Origin of the sequence: Vibrio sp. V39_P1S14PM300, assembly GCF_009904765.1 — a bacterium.
GTDB lineage: Bacteria > Pseudomonadota > Gammaproteobacteria > Enterobacterales > Vibrionaceae > Vibrio > Vibrio proteolyticus.
Genome location: NZ_WXWP01000071.1, coordinates 1 through 20,643 on the forward strand (window position 1 = coordinate 1; position 20,643 = coordinate 20,643).

Consider the following 20,643-nt stretch of genomic DNA (forward strand, 5'->3'; position numbering starts at 1 on the left):
GTAATACTCTACGCTACCGACTGGATAGGGCATCACAAATAACCTCATTAAATATCAATAAATTAGATGATATTTTATTGCTTTACCTGTCGCTAAAACTGTTTGCCTGAACTCATCTTTTTGTGCAAGCGCACAAAACCAAGCCTCATCAGGCAGGCATTTTTTGGCATTCTGACTAAAGACGTTCAACGCTTCCCTCTTTATATTCGCTCAAAAAATAACGCTTATAATCTGTGTGGAATAGAACATGACTGAAGTCTCTACATTAGGCGCCCTGGCCGCACTTGTGGTCGCCATTGCGCTGATTTTAAAGAAAGTTCCCCCTGCTTACGGCATGATCATTGGGGCCTTGGTTGGCGGCGTCGTTGGCGGGGTCTCCCTGACCGATACGGTCGCGCTAATGATAGGAGGAGCTCAGGGTATCGTGACCGCCGTGTTGCGCATCCTGGCTGCCGGTGTACTGGCCGGCGTGCTGATCGAGTCCGGTGCCGCCACCGCCATCGCGGAAACCATCGTCAAGAAAGTCGGCGAAACCCGCGCCCTGTTGGCACTGGCTCTGGCAACCATGATCCTGACCGCCGTCGGCGTGTTTGTTGATGTGGCAGTGATCACCGTCTCGCCGATTGCACTGGCCATCGCCCGCCGTGCCGACATTTCCAAAACCGCCATTCTGCTGGCAATGGTTGGCGGCGGCAAAGCCGGCAACGTCATGTCTCCGAACCCAAACGCAATCGCGGCGGCGGACGCTTTTGACGTTCCTTTGACCTCAGTGATGGCGGCGGGCGTCATTCCAGGCCTGTGCGGCATGCTGCTGGCCTACATCATCGCCAAACGTCTGATCCATAAAGGCTCTAAAGTAGCCGAGCACGAAGTCATCGCTGTCGATCATGCGCGCCTGCCTGGCTTTGGCGCCGCCATCGTGGCGCCACTGATCGCCATAACGCTGCTGGCGCTGCGTCCGATTGCCGGGATCAATGTTGATCCGCTGATCGCCCTGCCGCTCGGTGGCCTGATTGGCGCAGTGGTCATGGGGCGCTTCAATGACACCAACCATTTCGCCGTATCCGGCCTGACCCGCATGGCGCCAGTGGCCGTGATGCTGCTGGGGACAGGAACCCTGGCAGGCATCATCGCCAACTCCGGGTTAAAGAGCGGCCTGATTGACGTGCTGACCGCCTCTGGTCTGCCGTCCTACTTACTTGCGCCTATTTCGGGCGCCATGATGTCGCTGGCTACCGCTTCAACCACCGCAGGAACCGCGGTGGCTTCCAATGTGTTCAGCCACACGATTCTGGAGCTGGGCGTCCCCGCGCTCGCCGGTGCCGCGATGATTCATTCAGGTGCAACCGTGCTGGATCACATGCCACACGGCAGCTTTTTCCATGCGACGGGCGGCGCGGTACATATGGATATCCGCGAGCGACTCAAACTGATCCCGTATGAGTCTCTGGTCGGTCTGATGATCGCATTTGTCTCAGTGATGATGTTTGGTGTCTTTGGTCTGTTTGTCTAAGCCGTGAGGTCGAAAATGAAAATTGTAATTGCTCCTGATTCTTATAAAGAAAGTCTGACGGCGATGGACGTCGCCTGTGCAATTGAAACTGGATTTCGTCAGATTCTGCCAGATGCGGATTACGTCAAAATGCCTATGGCAGACGGCGGTGAAGGCACCGTGCAGTCACTGGTGGATGCGACCGGTGGTCAGATTGTTCAGCACACAGTGACGGGACCGCTGGGTACACCGGTAGACGGCTTCTATGGCTTACTCGGTGACGGCAAAACCGCCGTGATTGAAATGGCGGCCGCGTCCGGCCTTCACCTGGTGCCCGTCGCGCAGCGCAACCCACTGCTCACGACCTCCTACGGCACGGGCGAACTGATCACCGCGGCGCTCGATCGCGGTGTTGAACACATTATTGTCGGTATTGGTGGCAGCGCCACCAACGATGGCGGGCTCGGTATGGTGCAGGCGCTGGGTATCCGGATGCTTGATGGCGAAGATCAACCTCTGGGGCATGGCGGTGGTGAGCTGGGAAAACTGGTCCGCATTGATGTCAACGGTCTGGATCCGCGCCTGAAGAAGGTCCGACTCGATGTGGCCTGCGATGTCGATAACCCACTGTGCGGCCCCAAAGGTGCCTCACAAGTGTTCGGTCCACAAAAAGGGGCCACCGCAGCGATGGTTGCCCGTCTCGACGACAACCTGGCGTATTATGCGCGGGTGATGCGCCGCCAGTTAGGCAAAGATGTCCAGCACATCCCGGGCGCTGGCGCCGCAGGTGGGCTTGGCGCCGCTCTGTTGGGCCTGCTCAACGCACATCTGCGTCCTGGCATCGAAATCGTCATGGAAGCGGTGAACTTGGCTTCTATGGTCAAAGACGCCGATCTGGTCATCACCGGTGAGGGCCGTATCGATAGTCAGACCATTCACGGTAAAACGCCGATCGGGGTCGCCCGTTGTGCCAAACGTTTCCAGCGGCCTGTGATTGGTATTGCCGGTTCGCTCTCCGCCGATTGTGACGTAGTGCATCAACACGGCATTGATGCATTGTTCTCTGTAGTTAACGGCGCCGTGGATTTACCCACCGCACTGGCCCAGGCCCGGAGCAACGTCGAGCTGACGGCACGCAATGTCGCAGCAGTGTGGCACATGGCGAGCCAACCATGAACGGACTCAGATAAAAAAAGCCGCTGAAACAATCAGCGGCTTTCTCATCACGTCATCACGCTGGCTTACGCCGGCTCTTGGAAGATCACTTCTTCCGCTTTCTTGGTGTACGTGTCCATCAGGTGGAAGTTGAGGTAACGGTAAGTATCCGCAGCCGTCGCATCAATCTTCTCTGCGTATTGCAGGTACTCGTCCACATTCGGGATACGCCCCAAAATGGCACCTACCGCTGACAGTTCCGCTGACGCCAGGAAGACATTCGCGCCGGTTCCCAGACGGTTCGGGAAGTTACGCGTTGACGTCGACATAACCGTCGCTTTATCCGCCACACGTGCCTGGTTACCCATACACAGTGAACAGCCCGGAGTTTCAATGCGCACCCCAGCGCGGCCGAAGATGCCGTAGTAACCTTCTTCAATCAGCTGGTCTTTATCCATCTTGGTTGGCGGAGCCACCCACAAACGGGTTTCCAGTTGACCTTTGTGGTTGTCCAGCAGTTTCCCTGCCGCACGGAAGTGACCAATGTTCGTCATACAAGAACCGATGAACACCTCGTCGATTTGGGTACCCTGTACATCAGACAGCAGACGGGCGTCGTCCGGATCGTTCGGCGCACACAGAATCGGCTCGTTGATCTCATTCATATCGATTTCGATTACGTGCGCGTATTCAGCGTCTTTGTCCGCTGCCATCAGCTCAGGCTTATCCAGCCATTCCTGCATTGCTTTGATGCGGCGCTCAATGGTACGACGATCGCCGTAACCTTCCGAGATCATCCACTTTAGCATGGTGATGTTGGAATTGAGGTATTCGGCTATCGATTCTTCCGACAGTTTAACGGTACAGCCCGCAGCAGAACGCTCGGCCGACGCGTCAGACAGCTCAAATGCTTGTTCAACCGTCAGGTGCTCCAGACCTTCAATTTCCAGAATGCGACCAGAGAACTCGTTGATCTTACCCGCTTTCTCAACGGTGAGCAGACCTTGCTTGATACCGTAGTACGGGATCGCGTGCACCAAATCACGCAGTGTGATGCCAGCTTGCAGCTTACCTTTAAAGCGCACCAGAATCGACTCTGGCATATCCAGTGGCATCACGCCGGTTGCGGCTGCAAACGCCACCAGACCAGAGCCTGCCGGGAAAGAAATCCCCAGAGGGAATCGGGTGTGCGAGTCACCACCTGTACCAACGGTATCCGGCAGCAACATGCGGTTGAGCCACGAGTGGATGATGCCATCGCCCGGACGCAGTGAAACACCGCCACGGTTCATAATAAAATCAGGCAACGTGTGGTGAGTGTTGACGTCAACCGGTTTCGGGTAAGCCGAGGTGTGACAGAACGACTGCATCACCAGATCCGCAGAGAAACCCAGACATGCCAAATCTTTCAGTTCATCACGAGTCATCGGACCGGTGGTGTCCTGAGAACCAACCGTGGTCATTTTAGGTTCACAATAGGTGCCCGGACGGATGCCATCAACGCCACACGCTTTGCCAACCATTTTCTGCGCCAGCGTAAAGCCGGCATCAGAGTCTGCAACCGGAGCAGGCAGACGGAACACATCACTGGTTTCCAGACCCAGCGACTGACGCGCTTTGTCCGTCAGACCACGTCCGATGATCAGAGGAATACGGCCGCCGGCGCGCACTTCATCCAGCAACACGTCGGTCTTGAGTTTGAATTCAGCCAGCACTTCACCCGTTTCGTGGTTACATACTTTGCCTTCGTATGGGTATACGTCGATCACGTCACCCATGTTCATTTTCGATACGTCCAGCTCGACAGGCAGCGCACCCGCATCTTCCATGGTGTTGAAGAAGATAGGTGCAATCTTACCACCCAGAACAAAACCGCCAGCGCGTTTGTTCGGGACATATGGGATATCATCGCCCATAAACCACAACACAGAGTTGGTCGCCGATTTACGCGATGAGCCAGTACCGACGACGTCACCGACGTAAACCAGTTGATGACCTTTTTCTTTCAGCGCTTCAATCTGTTTGATCGGACCAATGGTGCCTGGCTGATCCGGTTCGATACCTTCACGTTCGTTTTTCAGCATCGCCAGAGCGTGCACTGGAATATCAGGACGAGACCAGGCATCCGGAGCCGGAGACAGGTCGTCGGTGTTGGTTTCACCGGTGACTTTAAATACGGTCAGAGTGATTTTTTCGTCCAGTTTTGGTTTCGACAAGAACCATTCGGCATCGGCCCAAGACTGCAGGACTTGTTGGGCAAATGCGTTGCCGTTTTTGGCCTTTTCTTCCACATCGTAGAAGGCATCAAACATCAGCAGGGTGTGTGACAGGGCTTTCACTGCGATCGGCGCCAGAGCGTCGATGTCCAGCAGGGAAATCAGCGGCTCAATATTGTAACCGCCCTGCATGGTACCCAGAAGTTGCGCCGCTTTTTCCGGGCTGACCAGAGGAGAAGAGACTTCGCCTTTGGTGACCGCCGCCAGAAAACCGGCTTTCACGTAAGCAGCTTCATCAACACCTGGTGGGATTCGGTTTTCCAGTAGTTCAAGGATGAAGTCCTCTTCACCTTGCGGGGGATTTTTCAGAAGTTCTACAAGTCCAGCAACTTGCTCTGCGTCCAGGGGTTTAGGGACAACTCCTTCGGCAGCACGCTCTTCGACGTGTTTACGGTAGGCTTCAAGCACGACTTTTTCCTCTCATTGCGGTTCCTCCTCATTTATGACTGTTCTTAGTAGACAAAAGAGGAGTGAACATCCTTGGAAACTTGGCTCTCCTTGCCATGCTTTCATTCAATTTTTGATTGAGAGACAGCGCCAGAGAGGCCAAACTGTGGGCGACAGAATAGCAAAATTAACGATAAATTAAAATCTCATCATTTTGACCAACATAGCAACTTAAGACTAAAGTTCTATGATTTTGCATGCTTTATTGCTAAGAATCCCACCAGGTGAGATCCGGCTGCCACCCGTTTTTTACTTCCCTGCTCAATCGAACGTCGTTCCGATGATCAGGTAAATGGAATCATAGTTGCGTTCGGTCCGACCATAGCCAAACATGATTGGGCCAATCGGAGAATCGATCCCGGCGAACACGGAGCCCGCCAAGTACATCGGCAACTCAGACAACGACAGTCCGGACTCAGACCATACGCCGCCGTATTCCAGCGACGCGCCCAGATAGAGGGGCGAACTGAACAGGCCAAAATCATTATCAAACCAGCGATAACGGTAGATCATATTGCCGTAAAGTTTGTTTTCTCCGGCGAGGCTGTTGCGCGGAATGCCAGACAGATGCAAGAAGCCGCCCAGTTGCTGAGGTTCAATCAGAGTGTCAGAATTGAGACTCTCGATCAAACCGGCATCCACGTTGCCCACTAAAGTATGACGGCCCACGCTTTTAGCCCCAATCAACTTTACATTGGTTTCATACGTTGTGCCTTCCTCTTCATAAGTTCCGTCTCCGACCCAAGCGTGTGAAACCACATAGTCTAAGTCCAGATAGATCCCTTTGGTGGGCAGGCTGAAGTCATCCAGGGTATCGATACGATAGTTGAAAAATACGCCGGTACGCTGGTAATCGAAGCTGCCAAACGAGGCCAGATTGGACACTTCCGCCTCGCCATCGGTATAACGTACACCGGTTTTAAATTCACTCCATAAACGGTGCTGGTAGCCCAGTGCCGCCTCTCCGACCCACTGTTTGTAAGTCACCGGTAAGAAGTCTTTGACCGCGTCCAGTCCTCGATCACTGACGGTTTGGTCTTCCACATCGATCGGGATATTGGTCACTTGATTGGTGTAGCGGCCTTTCAAAGTGGCAAAGAGTTTTTGCCCTGACATCAGCGGCGTATACAACTCCGTCTCAAACAGCTTGTTCGACCCCATGTCCATATTCAGACGCAGCTCAGCGCCGCTGCTGTTGAGGTTGGTGAAATTGGTGGTGACACCAATAGAGTACTGGCTTTCGGTATCAAAATCGTCTTCGAGAAAGAAACGGAAGTCCATGTAATTGGGCCCCCAGGATTTCTCTTTCACATCCACGTTGAGGATATTTTCACCGTCGCGCTGATCAAACTTGTAGGTGACCAACTCAAAACGGTCAAGCGCATACAGGTTCTGTACACTCTGCTCCAGTTCTTCGGTCGAATACTGCTTACCCTCTTTCAGCGCCAGCCGGTTTTCAAGCAAGTTATTGGTGTAATGGGTTTGGTTATTGATCGAAATTTTGTCGAGTTTGACTTCGTCGATATACACCAGTCCACGCCGGACGGTCTCTTTGATGTCGAGGTATTTCTGATAATCCGCCGTCGACAACGACAGGCGAGACAAGGCTTGCTTGGCATCATTAGCCGCCTTATAACCACGTTTGTACGCTTCCGGCATGATGAAAAAATCGGTGGTACTGTAACCGCCCACATCCGGCTGGATCAGTACATCCTGGTCAGCAAGCTTTTTGACCTGTTGCTGAGTACTGCGGCGGACCAGATAATTAGAAAGCTGATCGGCGACCGTAAAGAAATTAGTGAAGTCATCCGCGCTCTTGTAATCGGAGCTGATGTCGACCGCGATGATGATGTCGGCGCCCATTTGACGCGCGATGTCGACCGGCATGTTGTTGGTGACCCCACCGTCCACCAGCATATGGCCGTTGACCTCGTAAGGCGGCAACGCTCCAGGGACCGACATACTGGCCATCATGGCATCGGTCAGATAACCTTTGTCCATCACCACAGGTTGCAGTTCCAGAATGTCGGTAGCCACCGCGCGGTAAGGGATCGCCAGTTGATCAAAAGATTGAAACGGCGGCAGATTACCGGTGGTTTCACGCAGAATACGCAGCATATTCTGTCCCTGAACGACCCCACGTGAGGCACGGATTTCGCCCCAGCGAATGCCAAGATCCGTGGTCAGTTGATATCGGTCTTCATACTCTTTATCACGCACCCGACGCTCACTGCGATCAACCCGGTCGCGGTAGCCGTCGTTCCAGTTGACCGAATAAAGAAAACTTTCGATCTCATCCGCGCTCATGCCGGTGGCGTACAAGCCGCCAACGTAGGCCCCCATACTGGTGCCAGTCACAATGTCCACCGGAATGTGCATCTCTTCCAGCGCTTTTAATACCCCTATGTGCGCTGCTCCTTTGGCCCCGCCACCTGCCAGCACCACTGCAATTTTGGGCCGCGATTTCACGCCTTGCTGAGTGACGTCGGACGTGGCGGTTGCCGCCACGCCAGAAAAGCTGACCAACAGGATCAGAGTAAACAGAAAAGGAAGACGCAACATCGAAGCCCTAAATATCCTTGAGTATGAATAGATTAGATATTACTCGATCGTTTTACCAACTGAATATCTTTTTCAGCCATTGTGCCGGTTGATTTTCACAACTTTTCTTCATCGCCCCGTCGGCGTCCCACATCGGTAACTTGAATTTGTCGTCACAACTCAGCTCCAGGCCGCCTTTTCCGGTTGGTTCAAAGCCAAAAGTGCTGATCCCTTGTGGCCATGGCAACACCAGTTTTTCCGGAATCCGATGTTGCAGATAATCGGCATACACACGCAGCGCACCGCTTGATCCGGTCAGTTTGGTTGACTTGTTATCATCGCGTCCGACCCAGACGGTGGTTACTTCACGCCCGTCGATGCCGACAAACCAACTGTCGCGGGTGTCGTTACTGGTCCCGGTTTTGCCGGCCAGAGCCGCCCAGCCAAACTGGCTGTTGAGGTAGCGACCAGTGCCTTCCAGCACGCCGCGTTTCATCGCATAAGTGGTCAGCCAGGCCGCCTGTTGGTCAACGGTTTGTGACATCCGCGGGATCGACTGGTACAGCACGTTACCGTCCAGATCCAACACCGAGCGCAAGGCCGACAGTGGCGCTTTTTGCCCTGAATTAGTTAAGGTCTGATACATCTGTGCCACCTGAAATGGCGTGAGTGAAAACGACCCCAGGAACATGGATGGAACCGGTCGTATCTCCTCACGATTCACCCCCAGTTTCTCAAACGTATCCATCACATTCTGAATGCCCAGTTGCATCCCCAACCGCACCGTCGGCACATTGAGTGACTTCGCCAAGCCCAGATACAACGGCACGTCACCCCGATACTGGCGGTCATAGTTACGTGGCGTCCAGCTGTTACCCTGGCTGCCTTTCAGTGTCAGTGGCTTATCTTCCAGTGTCGTGGCCAGATTGAATTTTTGCGGCTGCTCCAGCGCGGTCAGGTACACCGCGGGTTTGGCCAACGAACCGATTTGACGACTGGCATTGAGCGCGCGGTTGAAACCGTCGTACCCCACGCGTTTGCCGCCCACCATGGCACGGATCTCACCAGTGTGACGATCCACAGCGATCGCCGCAGCTTCCAGCCCTTTGCCGGACGTTTTTTCCAGTTGAGGCACTTTGGCCGCGATCGCTTTTTCCAGCTCATGCTGAGAGACAGGATCCAGTGACGTAAACACCCGCAGGCCAGTATCAGACTGGAACGCTGAGCCGACTTTGTCTTTCAGCTCAATTTGCAGCTGTTGGAAATACGCGGGCTGACGGCTGGCAATACGCGGATTCTTTTGCACATCCAGCGGGCGACCAGCGGCTTCTTCAAATTCTGACGCTGTGAGAATGTTTTGTTGCATCATCAGACGCAGCACCAAATCTCGGCGCTCTTTTGCCCGATCTGGGTAGCGGGCCGGATTGTAATACGACGGTCCTTTGACCATGCCAACCAGCAACGCCAGTTGATCAATACGCAGTTCCTGGATTGGCTGACCAAAGTAAAGGCGTGATGCCAGACCAAAACCGTGGATCGCCTCACCACCGCTTTGCCCCAGATACACTTCATTGAGGTAAGCTTCCAGAATGCGATCTTTGCTGTAGCGGTAATCGATGATCAACGCGATATACGCTTCCTGCAGCTTACGCCACAAGGTGCGGTCACGAGACAGGAAGATGTTTTTCGCCAACTGCTGCGTCAGGGTACTGCCGCCTTGCACCGTGCGTCCCGCTCTCAGGTTGGCCACCAGGGCCCGTGCGATCGCCACCGGAGACACACCGTCATGCTGATAGAAATCGCGGTCTTCGGTGGTCAGCAGTGCATCAATCATCACTTCCGGGAACTGATCACGACGCAGGAACAGGCGCTGCTCATCCTCTTTTTCCAGCATACCAAGCATCTTCGGCTCAACTCGCAGGTAACCTAAATCACCATTGCGCTCCAGTGAGCGAATGCGCTGCAAGCCCGAGCCATCAAATGACAGCATCACATGACGCTCCGGCTCCGGCCCGTCAGAGAACTCAAACGGACGACGGATCAGCTCAATTTTGCTCGACGACGACGAATACTCACCCGGGTGGCGCGGCTGGCGCACTTTGCGGTAGTTGAGTACGTCCAGCTCGTTTCTGACCTCTTGTAAAGAGATGTCATCACCGGGAGCAAGGTTCAGAATACGGGCGTACACTACGGTGGGCAGGCTGAACAGCTGCCCTTCAAACCGTTGACGAACCATAGTATCAAGGTAAATCCCCACAAAGATCGCCACCGCGATCCCCGCCAGAGCCAGCTTCCAGCCGATGCTCCAGATGGTTTTCAGCCAGCGATGTTTTCCCGGCTTCTTCGGCGGACGTTTGCGGGATTTACGGGTAGCCGTCGGTTTGTTGGTGCGCTTTTTCGCAGCCGGTGTTTTCTTCGTCGTCATGAATTCAATTGTCGTTTGGTTTTGGTTGTCGCTACATGGCTCGCCGGATCATCCGGCCAGACGTGTTTCGGGTAGCGACCCTTCATTTCTTTCTGGACTTCCTTGTATGTGCCAGCCCAGAAGCCAGCCAGATCGGAGGTCAGTTGTAAAGGACGTTGCGCCGGTGACAGCAGTTCCAGCACCACTCGCTGACGTCCTTTGGCCACCGTGGGCGAGTCCTGTTCTCCGAACACTTCCTGCATCCGCACGGACAACATCGGCGCCTGGCCAGGTTGATAATGCAGCGCTTTGTGACTGCCGGTCGGCAGACACCAGTGCGTCGGCAACCACTCATCAATCTGCTGATTGAGCGGCCAGCCCAGCCGCGCCTGCAGCGCAGATGAAACCGGTAGTGAAGCCAACTGTTTTAGTGACGCGATACCCTGCATGTAGGGCTCAAGCCATGCCTCCAACTCTGCCAATAATGTCGCCTCATCCATCTCTGGCCACGCCTCTTCCGGCAGCCACTCAGCCGCGCAGCGGGCCCGTGCCAACAGTGATTCGGCTTCGGCGGTCCAATTTAATACCGAAAGGCCGTGGCGACGAACATAGTTAAGTAAAGCTTCGGTCATTTTTTCCGCGCCAGGCTGGGTCAGTTCACGGGTGCGCACAACCAGCGAGCCCAGCTTCGTCTGAGCCTGGGCACTCAGACGACCGCGCGTCTCATCCCATTCCACCTGCTCATGCTCACTAAATAACGCCGGCAGATGCTGCTCAAGCGCGATGATATCGGCTCCGAGGGCAAGAAAAATCTGACTGGTACTGCTCTGACCGCGCATCAGGTCGATCACCACCAGCCAGTCGTGACGGGCCAAAGGGTCGTCGTCGCGCAGCTCTGCACCATGGCCATTGGCAAGTGTATAGCGGCTGGTATCACGCCGTCTTTGCGCGACCCGATCCGGAAATGCGGTCGCCGCCACCTGAGCCAGCAGAGTTTCCTCCACGCCGCCCAGTTCAAACGTACTGCCTAGCCGCTCGGCCAGCGTACGGGCACGCTGCAATACCATAGACTGGCGAGCATGCTGACCGCGATGCAGTCGATGCAAACTGTGCTGGAGATCCGTCACATTGCGCTCCGGATCTTCTAACAGGGCGACCATGGCAAACGCAGTGTGTAACCACTTCGCCTGTTTCGCTTGCGCATGCAGCAGTGCCGCCGCCATGCGGGGTTCCACACCCAACTGATGTGCCCGGCGCCCTAATGACGTCAGTTGCAGGGCCCCGTCCAGCATCCCGAGCGATTGCAGCAGTGCACGAGCCTGATGCAACGCGCTGTCCGGCGGTACATCCAGCCACTTGAGCTCACCAACGTCACTACAGCCCCACCGCGACAGTTCCATCGCCAGAGACGACAGATCCGCATGCAGGATCTCCGCCTCAGGTACCACAGGTTGCTGATTCAGCTGACTCTCACTGTACATTCTCACACAACAACCCGGCTCTAAACGTCCGGCCCGGCCGGCACGTTGCGCCGCGGAAGACTGGGCAATACGAACCTGCTCGAGGCGGGTAATGCCAGTGCGCAAATCAAAGCGCGCCACCCGCTCTAAACCAGAATCAACCACCAGCCGGATACCTTCGATGGTCAGTGACGTTTCGGCAATATTGGTGGCCAGAACCACTTTGCGCTCCCCCGACGCTGACGGCGCGATCGCTTGTTGCTGCTCGGACGCCGTTAGCTGACCGTACAACGGGCAGATGCGCGCCGGTACACCGTCCAACAGCTCGGTCAAGTGCCGTATCGCCGCGACTCCGGGCAAGAACACCAGCATCGACCCTGACTCACTGTCGAGCAAAGCTCGGATCTGACGGGCCATTGCAGGTAATAGTGGCTCATGGTGCCGAACTGGCTGATAACGGTAGTCGATGGGATATGTCCGCCCCTGCGATTCTATGTAGGCCGCCTGTGGCAGTAACGCCGTCATCGCCTGACTGTCTAGCGTGGCGGACATCACCACAATGCTCAGATCATCACGCAACGCCTCCTGGACTTCCAGGCTCAGTGCCAGCGCCGTATCGGCATGAATGCTGCGTTCATGAAACTCATCAAATATCAGCATTGCGACCCCATTGAGTTCCGGATCAGACTGAATCATCCGGGTCATCACGCCTTCCGTTACAATCTCAAGGCGGGTTGCACTGCTGGTTTTGTTCTCGCCGCGCATCCGGTAGCCGACCGTCTGGCCGACGCGCTCACCGAGTTGACGTGCCAGATAGGCGGCAATATTGCGCGCCGCCAGACGGCGTGGCTCCAGCATGATGATTTTGCCCGCCACCATCTGCTGACGCAGCAGTTCAAGTGGGAAGGCGGTCGACTTACCAGCCCCCGGCGCGGCTTTGAGGATCACTTGCGTGTGTTCACGCACCGCAGAGAGCAGTTGTGGCATCACGGCATGAATCGGCAATTGTGACAATGTTCAGTCCTTGTGCTTAAATGGCGGCAACATTGTACATAAAACCAGTAGAAAAATGCAGTTCAATCCCCCATTCCAGTCCGCCACCCTGCTTAAACGCTACAAACGCTTTCTGACCGATATCGAACTACCGGACGGCAGTGTGCGTACGATTCACTGTGCCAACACCGGCGCCATGACCGGCTGTGCCGAACCTGGCAACATGGTGTGGTATTCCACCTCAGACAACCCAAAGCGTAAGTACCCAAACAGCTGGGAGTTGAGTGACACACAGGATGGCCACCGAATCTGCATCAACACCGCGCGGGCAAATCAACTGGCGGTCGAAGCGATTCAAGACGGTACCATCGTTGAATTATTGGGCTATGATCAACTGCTGACCGAAGTGAAATACGGTCAGGAAAATAGCCGAATTGATGTCCTGCTCAAATCAGAGACCCAACCTTCGTGCTATATAGAAGTGAAAAGTGTCACGCTTTTGGGTGAAGACGGTCAAGGTTACTTCCCGGACGCAGTGACTACTCGCGGACAGAAACATCTGAGAGAGCTCACAGAAATGGCCAATAATGGGCAACGGGCAGTACTTTTGTTCACTGTTTTGCATTCAGGGATTGAAAAAGTTTCGCCAGCCCTCCATATAGACGCAAACTATTCACTTTTACTGAAAAAAGCTCAGGAACAGGGAGTGGAAGTGTTGTGCTACAAGGCGCAGCTTTCCGAGCACGAAATCAAGCTGATCAAGGCGATCGATTTTATTCAAATTGACTGAAAAATGATGTCGCCTTCACATTGACGATAAGTTTGCAATTCAGGATTTGCCTCCCCAGTTTGTTTTTGCTATAGATACCCGCCTTAAATTAACTGTTATCGCAGTTGACTAGGTGTTAGTAGGAGATGCTGCATGCCAGAATCGAAGAAAAAAGCGCTAGGCATCCTAGCCATTGCAGGTGTTGAGCCGTATCAGGAAAAGCCGGGTGAAGAGTACATGTCACCTGAGCAAATGGCTCATTTTACAAAGATCTTAGAAGCCTGGCGGAACCAGCTCAGGGTAGAAGTTGATCGCACCGTTCACCACATGCAGGACGAAGCGGCAAATTTCCCGGATCCCGTTGACCGTGCTTCTCAGGAAGAAGAGTTCAGCCTAGAGCTGCGTAACCGTGACCGCGAGCGTCGTCTGATCAAAAAGATCGAGAAAACGCTGAATAAGATTCAGGATGATGAGTTTGGCTTCTGTGAATCTTGTGGTGTCGAGATCGGCATCCGTCGTCTTGAAGCTCGTCCCACTGCTGATCTTTGTATTGACTGTAAAACACTTGCAGAAATCAAAGAAAAGCAGATGCAAGGTTAATCACCAGGCACTGAATTACCAAAGGGAGCGCTATGCTCCCTTTTTGCTTTTACTACCCACAGAGTGATTGAGATGCAGTATGTAGGCCGATTTGCTCCGTCACCGTCCGGTCCGCTTCACTTCGGCTCCCTGGTGGCTGCACTGGGCAGCTACTTCCAGGCCAAAGCCCAGCAGGGCCGGTGGTTAGTCAGAATCGAAGACTTAGACCCACCGCGAGAAATGCCGGGAGCAGCCAGCCTGATCCTGTCGGCGTTGGAGGCATACGGATTGCACTGGGATGGTGATGTGGTATACCAGAGCCAGCGTCACCACTTATACCAGAATCAGATTGACCAGTGGCTGCAAAGCGGCCAGGCCTATTATTGCCAGTGCACCCGTAAACAGATCAAAGCGGCCGGAGGCTATTACCCCGGCACATGCCGTGAGCTGGGGTTGCGTGACAGCGGGCCCTACGCCGTTCGGCTGCACGTCGCGCATTCCGTCACCGAGTTTCACGATCAGAAACACGGCCGAATCGCCATTCCGCTGGCATTGGCAGATGAAGATTTTATTATAAAACGTCGTGATGGCTTATTTGCTTACAACCTTGCGGTAGTATTAGACGACATCGATCAGGGGGTTACGGAAGTGGTGCGTGGTGCGGATCTGATAGAACCGACCGGACGCCAGATCTGTCTTTATAAAACCCTCAACCAGCCGCCGGTCCGTTACCTGCACCTGCCGCTGGCCATGGATGACAACGGAAACAAGCTGTCGAAGCAAAATCACGCGACCGCCATCGATGTCATGAACCCAAAACCCACCTTGCTCAATGCGATGCAATTTCTTGGCTTTAGGCTGACGGATCACATAAACGCGTGTTCTATCGAAGAAATCATCGCTTGGGGCGTTGATAATTGGCACATTAGCCAACTACCTGATTCGATCGAGATCACACCAAGATTCTCAAACGACGCCCCTTAAGCTATTATTAGCGGCAAATTTTTGCTGAAACGGGCCAATATCAGGGTTGGCTTAACTGATTATTGCCAGATGCACATGAATATAGATGACAACACAACACGTGCTCCGCGCGTGATAACACAACTCGCGCTCAACGTGATTACGCGTGAAGAGCACAATATTTCACGCAAACAAATCAGCGATAACGCGCTGAAAGTTCTGTATCGTCTCAATGGTGCAGGCTTTGATGCCTATTTGGTCGGCGGCGGTGTTCGTGATTTGTTGCTCGGCGCGACGCCGAAAGATTTCGACATCGCCACCAATGCGACGCCGGAGCAGATCCGCCAGTTGTTCCGCAACTGCCGTCTGATCGGCCGCCGTTTCCGTTTGGCACACATCATGTTTGGCCGCGACATCATTGAAGTGGCGACTTTCCGTGGCCACCATCAGGAACCGAGCAAAAACGTCTCCCAGCAATCGAAAGAAGGGATGCTGTTGCGTGATAACGTCTACGGCAGCATTGATGAAGACGCCGAACGACGCGATTTCACCATCAACGCGATGTACTACAACATCCGTGATTACTCGATTCACGACTACGCCGGTGGCGCCGAAGATCTCAATGACAAGCTGGTCCGTCTGATTGGCGATCCGCAGACCCGCTACCGCGAAGATCCGGTCCGAATGCTGCGTGCGATTCGTTTTGCCGCCAAACTGGATTTCGATATTGAGGAAGACACGGCGGCCCCGATTGAGGAACTGGCGCACCTGCTGCGCGAGATTCCATCTGCGCGTCTGTACGAAGAGTCGCTCAAACTGCTGCAATCAGGCCATGGTCTGGAAACCTATTACCTGCTGCGCGAATACAACCTATTCCAGCAGTTGTTCCCGACCATTTCCGAACACTTTACCGACGATTACTCCTCACCAACGGAGCAGATGTTGGATCAGGTTCTGGACTCCACCGATCAGCGCATGGAAGAAGGCAAACGGATTAATCCGGCCTTTATGTTTGCGGCCATGTTGTGGTACCCATTGCTGTCTCTGGCGGACAAGCTGATGGCTGAGCGCAATATGAACGACTATGACGCCGTCATGGAAGCCAGCAACCAGATTTTAGATGATCAGGTGCGCACCATTGCCATCCCGCGTCGTCACACTGCGACCATCCGTGAAATCTGGCAGTTGCAACTGCGCCTGCCACGCCGCAATGGAAAACGAGCATTCCGCCTGATGGAGCTGAATAAATTCAGAGCCGGGTTCGATTTTCTTGAAATGCGCGGTGAAATTGAGGGGGGAGACACCAAAGAGCTTGCTAATTGGTGGGAAACTTTCCAAAATGCCGGCCGCAACATGCGTCAGGCTATGGTCGCCGACTTAGACAGCGCGACGCCTGCCGGTGGTAAAAAGTCCGGCTCCCGCCGCCGTCGCAGTCCTCGTAAGAAAAAGAGCAAAGCAAGCTCATGATCACGGCATACATTGCCATAGGCAGTAATCTGGCGGATCCGGTGACTCAGGCCCGGCAGGCGATCGAGGCGCTGGCTCAGTTGCCACGTTCGGCGTTTATCCAGGCGTCGCAGCTGTACAGCAGCAGCCCGATGGGCCCGCAGGATCAACCGGATTACATTAACGCTGTTGTGGCGATAAAAACCGAATTAACCCCCTTAGAACTGCTCGATTGCACCCAAGCGATTGAGCAGGAACAAGGGCGTGTCCGTAAAGACGAACGCTGGGGCCCAAGAACCTTAGATCTCGATATTTTGCTTTACGGCAATGAGGTGATCGACTCCGAGCGTCTCATCATTCCACACTACGGAATGAAAGAGCGCGAATTCGTGCTCTATCCGCTTGCCGAGATCGCACCAAGTTTACAACTCCCTGATGGGACTGAGCTGTCCGACCTGCTACAACAAGTCGCGCGCAATGGGCTCAGTATTTGGCGCTCCTAGCCAACTCCTAGTAAGGACAATCCATGAAAAAAATTACCATAAACGACCTGATGAAATGGAAACAGGAAGGTCGTAAATTTGCAACTTCTACCGCGTATGATGCGAGTTTCGCCCAACTGTTCGAAAGCCAGGATATGCCCGTTTTGCTGGTGGGCGACTCTCTTGGCATGGTGCTGCAGGGCCGCCCGGACACACTACCGGTAACGGTTGATGAAATTGCCTACCACACTCGCTGTGTGCGTGCCGGTAGCCCGAACTGTCTACTGATGGCCGATATGCCATTCATGAGTTACGCCACTCCAGAACAGGCGTGCGAGAATGCCGCCAAGATAATGCAGGCAGGCGCAAACATGGTAAAAATTGAAGGCGGTGCCTGGCTGGTCGACACCATCCGTATGCTGGCCGAGCGCTCAGTACCGGTGTGTGCTCACCTAGGACTCACCCCACAAGCGGTCAACATCTTTGGTGGTTACAAAGTTCAGGGGCGTGATCAGGAAAACGCCGACCGCATGGTCAGTGATGCGCTGGCACTGCAACAAGCAGGCACGCAGTTGATCGTCTTAGAATGCGTTCCGGCCGCATTGGCAGAACGCATTACCCAAGCACTGGACATTCCGGTCATCGGTATTGGTGCCGGTAATGTCACCGACGGTCAGATCCTGGTGATGCATGACATGCTCGGTATCTCGGCCAACTACATGCCGAAGTTTTCAAAAGACTTCCTGAAAGAAACGGGCGATATTCGCTCAGCGATTGCCAAATATATCGCAGATGTGCAAAGTGGCGCGTTCCCTGATGACGCCCATACGATTGCCTAGAGGATCAGATAATGCAAACTTTTGCTGAAGTAACTGGCCTGCGTGAGCAGATCAAACAGTATAAGCGCGAAGGTCGAAAAATCGCGTTCGTTCCGACGATGGGTAACCTGCACGAAGGTCACCTGACGCTGGTGCGCCAAGCACGTGAACACGCCGACATCGTTGTGGTCAGCATTTTTGTTAATCCGATGCAATTTGACCGGGCTGAGGATCTCAACAATTATCCTCGGACCCTGGATGACGATCTCAGCAAGCTCAACGCCGAAGGGGTTGAGCTGGTGTTCACCCCAACTCCAGAGATCATCTACCCACATGGCCTAGATAAACAGACCTATGTGGAAGTTCCTGGCCTGTCGCATATGCTGGAAGGCGCCTCCCGTCCGGGCCACTTCCGGGGCGTAGCAACCATCGTCACCAAACTGTTCAATATCGTCCAGCCGGATGTGGCCTGTTTTGGGGAAAAAGACTTCCAGCAGTTGGCGGTGATTCGTCAAATGGTGGACGATCTGGCGATGGACATTGACATCGTCGGTGTCGCAACGGTTCGTGAAATGGACGGTCTGGCCATGAGTTCACGCAACAACCTACTGACCATCGATGAGCGTCAGCGTGCGCCGGTTCTGGCCCGTACTATGCGTTGGATCAGCAGTGCAGTGCGCGGTGGTCGTGACGATTATGCCTCGATCATTGAAGATGCCAACGATCAACTGCGCGCGGCCGATTTGCAGCCGGATGAAATCTTTATCCGCGATGCGCGCACTCTGCAAGTGATCAATGCCGACTCCACTCAGGCCGTGATCCTGATGTCAGCTTATCTGGGGAAAGCCCGTTTGATTGACAATGCCGTGATTGATCTGGCAGTAGAAAACAAAGAAGAAGCCAGTGAGGCCAGTTCCGAGCAGGAATAACTCCCCCCCCCCACCCCATCCGCCCATGAAAAAGGTCGACCCGAGGTCGACCTTTTTTGTTGCGTCCTATGATTAGCTGCGCAGGCCAATGCCACGGGTCACCAAATAGTGCGCTAATGCGTACAAGGCAATCACAAACAGCCCCAGCACCCCAAATGAGGTAACAATACCGACATCCGACACTCCCAAAAAGCCATAACGGAAAGCGTTGACCATGTAGACTATCGGGTTGATTTTCGACACACCCTGCCAGAATTCCGGTAAGAGACTAATGGAGTAAAATACCCCGCCCAGATAGGTCAGCGGCGTCAGAATAAACGTGGGGATGATTGAGATGTCATCAAAGGTTTTGGCGTACACAGCGTTGATCAACCCACCCAGAGCAAACACCACCGAAGTCATAAACACAGTGGCAATGATGATGCCCCAGTGTTCAACCTGCAAATCGACAAAAAACAGTGACACAAACGTCACGATTGCCCCGACCAGTAAGCCACGCACCACGCCGCCCATCACAAAGCCGAGAATAATCACGTAGTTTGGCACCGGAGCCACCAGCAGCTCTTCAATATTGCGCTGAAACTTGGCACTGAAAAACGACGACGCCACATTAGAGTACGAGTTGGTGATCACCGACATCATGATTAGGCCCGGCACAATGTACTCCATGTAACTGAAGCCGTTCATTTCGCCGATTCGCGAACCAATCAGGCTGCCGAAAATAATAAAGTAAAGCGTCATGGTGATCGCTGGCGGCACCAGCGTCTGTACCCAGATACGGGTAAAACGGTTGATCTCTTTGGTCAGCAGACTGCAAAACGCAGTCCAATACAAACGGTACATGTTACTGAGCTCCACTCTGTTCACGGACGATACTGACAAACAGCTCTTCCAGTCGGTTGGCTTTGTTGCGCATAGACAGAACCTTGACCCCATGCTCGCTGAGCTGGCTGAAAATCGGATTCAGCCCCTGCGCTTTATCCAGTTCAATTTCCAGTGAACCATTCACCATAAACTGGCTGTTTACCCCCTCTAATGACGGCACGTCACTGCCCGGTTCCAGATCGAGAATGAACGTTTCCACATGCAGTTTGCTGAGCAAGTCTTTCATGGTGGTGTTTTCGATCAGCTCCCCACGGTTGATGATACCGATATGCCGACACAGCATTTCCGCTTCTTCCAGATAGTGGGTGGTCAGGATGATGGTGATGCCCTGCTCGGCGTTGATCTCTTTGAGGAACTCCCACATCGAGCGGCGCAGCTCAATATCCACACCCGCGGTCGGTTCATCGAGGATCAGCAGTTGCGGCTCATGCATCAGCGCCCGTGCAATCATCAGCCGGCGCTTCATTCCGCCCGACAGATTGCGTGCCCGTTCATTGCGTTTCTCCCACAGATCAAGCTTGGACAGGTATGTCTCGGCGCGCTGTTTCGCCACCGCTTTGGGCACCCCGTAGTAGCCAGCCTGCTGCAAGACGATCTGTTCAACGGTTTCAAACTGATTGAAATTGAATTCCTGCGGCACCAGCCCGAGGTTCTGTTTGGCCAGTTCCAGATCGGTATCGATGTCGTAACCAAATACTCGCACTTTACCGGCGGTTTTGTTTACCAACGAAGAGATGATGCCTATGCTGGTCGACTTGCCAGCACCATTGGGGCCGAGCAAGGCGTAAAAGTCGCCTTTTTCGACCGTCAAACTGATGCCTTTAAGCGCCTCAAAGCCCCCTGCATAGGTCTTGCGAAGGTGTTCTATTTCCAATGCGTACATAACTGGGTATCGCTGTATTGATCATTAACGTGTTACAAATGATGACAAATGCGTCACTTTTCAAGGCTATATTAGATTTTAATTATTTATTGACACAAAAAAGCACGCTGAGAATCAGCGT

General features: G+C 53.9%; 16 protein-coding genes. 10 read left to right on the top strand and 6 right to left on the bottom strand.

Translation table 11 applies throughout. From position 1 onward, the window contains the following. The 3 genes from CAG65_RS03415 to CAG65_RS03425 all read left to right on the top strand — a co-directional run. The coding region (locus CAG65_RS03415) for a helix-turn-helix domain-containing protein (protein ID WP_161452182.1) at positions 1–110 on the top strand (110 nt) is incomplete at its 5' end. 137 nt (positions 111–247) lie between these two features. Then, the gene (locus tag CAG65_RS03420) at positions 248–1,513 is read left to right on the top strand and encodes a GntP family permease (RefSeq protein ID WP_161452184.1); all 1,266 of its coding nucleotides are present in this window, start codon (positions 248–250) and stop codon (positions 1,511–1,513) included. Between the two features lie 15 nt (positions 1,514–1,528). After that, positions 1,529–2,668, top strand: a complete 1,140-nt coding sequence (locus CAG65_RS03425) for a glycerate kinase (protein ID WP_161452187.1) — start codon at positions 1,529–1,531, stop codon at positions 2,666–2,668. A 65-nt stretch (positions 2,669–2,733) separates the two neighbouring features. On the opposite strand, the gene acnB is transcribed toward CAG65_RS03425, so the two are convergent. The 4 genes from acnB to hrpB form a co-directional block, all read right to left on the bottom strand. After that, positions 2,734–5,331, bottom strand: coding sequence for a bifunctional aconitate hydratase 2/2-methylisocitrate dehydratase (acnB, locus tag CAG65_RS03430; protein ID WP_021705727.1), 2,598 nt, complete (start codon positions 5,329–5,331; stop codon positions 2,734–2,736). A 300-nt stretch (positions 5,332–5,631) separates the two neighbouring features. After that, positions 5,632–7,932 (bottom strand): patatin-like phospholipase family protein, encoded by a 2,301-nt coding sequence (locus CAG65_RS03435; RefSeq protein ID WP_161452189.1) that lies wholly within the window; start codon positions 7,930–7,932, stop codon positions 5,632–5,634. Positions 7,933–7,984: 52 nt separating this feature from the next. Next, positions 7,985–10,336 carry a penicillin-binding protein 1B gene (gene mrcB / locus CAG65_RS03440; RefSeq protein WP_161452191.1) on the bottom strand — a complete coding sequence of 784 codons (2,352 nt, stop codon included), beginning with the start codon at positions 10,334–10,336 and terminating at the stop codon, positions 7,985–7,987. After that, positions 10,333–12,789, bottom strand: a complete 2,457-nt coding sequence (gene hrpB / locus CAG65_RS03445) for an ATP-dependent helicase HrpB (protein ID WP_161452193.1) — start codon at positions 12,787–12,789, stop codon at positions 10,333–10,335. The genes mrcB and hrpB overlap by 4 nt, the downstream gene beginning before the upstream one ends. Before the next feature lie 55 nt (positions 12,790–12,844). Here hrpB and sfsA point away from each other — a divergent pair, with 55 nt between their 5' ends. The 7 genes from sfsA (at position 12,845) to panC (ending at position 18,754) form a co-directional block, all read left to right on the top strand. Then, entirely contained in the window at positions 12,845–13,558 is a 714-nt protein-coding gene (sfsA, locus tag CAG65_RS03450; protein WP_161452195.1) for a DNA/RNA nuclease SfsA, read from the top strand. Positions 13,559–13,690: 132 nt separating this feature from the next. Beyond that, the gene (gene dksA, locus CAG65_RS03455; protein WP_021705732.1) at positions 13,691–14,137 is read left to right on the top strand and encodes an RNA polymerase-binding protein DksA; all 447 of its coding nucleotides are present in this window, start codon (positions 13,691–13,693) and stop codon (positions 14,135–14,137) included. 72 nt (positions 14,138–14,209) lie between these two features. Next, the gene (gene gluQRS, locus CAG65_RS03460; protein ID WP_161452197.1) at positions 14,210–15,100 is read left to right on the top strand and encodes a tRNA glutamyl-Q(34) synthetase GluQRS; all 891 of its coding nucleotides are present in this window, start codon (positions 14,210–14,212) and stop codon (positions 15,098–15,100) included. 75 nt (positions 15,101–15,175) lie between these two features. Continuing rightward, positions 15,176–16,546 carry a polynucleotide adenylyltransferase PcnB gene (pcnB, locus tag CAG65_RS03465; RefSeq protein WP_202599251.1) on the top strand — a complete coding sequence of 457 codons (1,371 nt, stop codon included), beginning with the start codon at positions 15,176–15,178 and terminating at the stop codon, positions 16,544–16,546. Next, positions 16,543–17,028, top strand: a complete 486-nt coding sequence (folK, locus tag CAG65_RS03470) for a 2-amino-4-hydroxy-6-hydroxymethyldihydropteridine diphosphokinase (protein WP_161452201.1) — start codon at positions 16,543–16,545, stop codon at positions 17,026–17,028. The genes pcnB and folK overlap by 4 nt, the downstream gene beginning before the upstream one ends. Positions 17,029–17,051: 23 nt before the next feature. Further along, positions 17,052–17,846: a 3-methyl-2-oxobutanoate hydroxymethyltransferase gene (gene panB, locus CAG65_RS03475; RefSeq protein ID WP_021705736.1), complete on the top strand. Its 795-nt coding sequence runs from the start codon at positions 17,052–17,054 to the stop codon at positions 17,844–17,846. 11 nt (positions 17,847–17,857) lie between these two features. Then, positions 17,858–18,754 (top strand): pantoate--beta-alanine ligase, encoded by an 897-nt coding sequence (panC, locus tag CAG65_RS03480; protein WP_161452203.1) that lies wholly within the window; start codon positions 17,858–17,860, stop codon positions 18,752–18,754. 72 nt (positions 18,755–18,826) lie between these two features. Here panC and CAG65_RS03485 read toward each other — a convergent pair whose 3' ends face one another. Both CAG65_RS03485 and CAG65_RS03490 read right to left on the bottom strand, forming a co-directional pair. After that, the gene (locus CAG65_RS03485; protein ID WP_161452205.1) at positions 18,827–19,597 is read right to left on the bottom strand and encodes an ABC transporter permease; all 771 of its coding nucleotides are present in this window, start codon (positions 19,595–19,597) and stop codon (positions 18,827–18,829) included. 1 nt (position 19,598) lies between these two features. Continuing rightward, complete coding sequence (locus CAG65_RS03490; RefSeq protein ID WP_021705739.1) at positions 19,599–20,522, bottom strand: ABC transporter ATP-binding protein; 924 nt, start codon at positions 20,520–20,522, stop codon at positions 19,599–19,601. Positions 20,523–20,643: the final 121 nt, after the last annotated feature.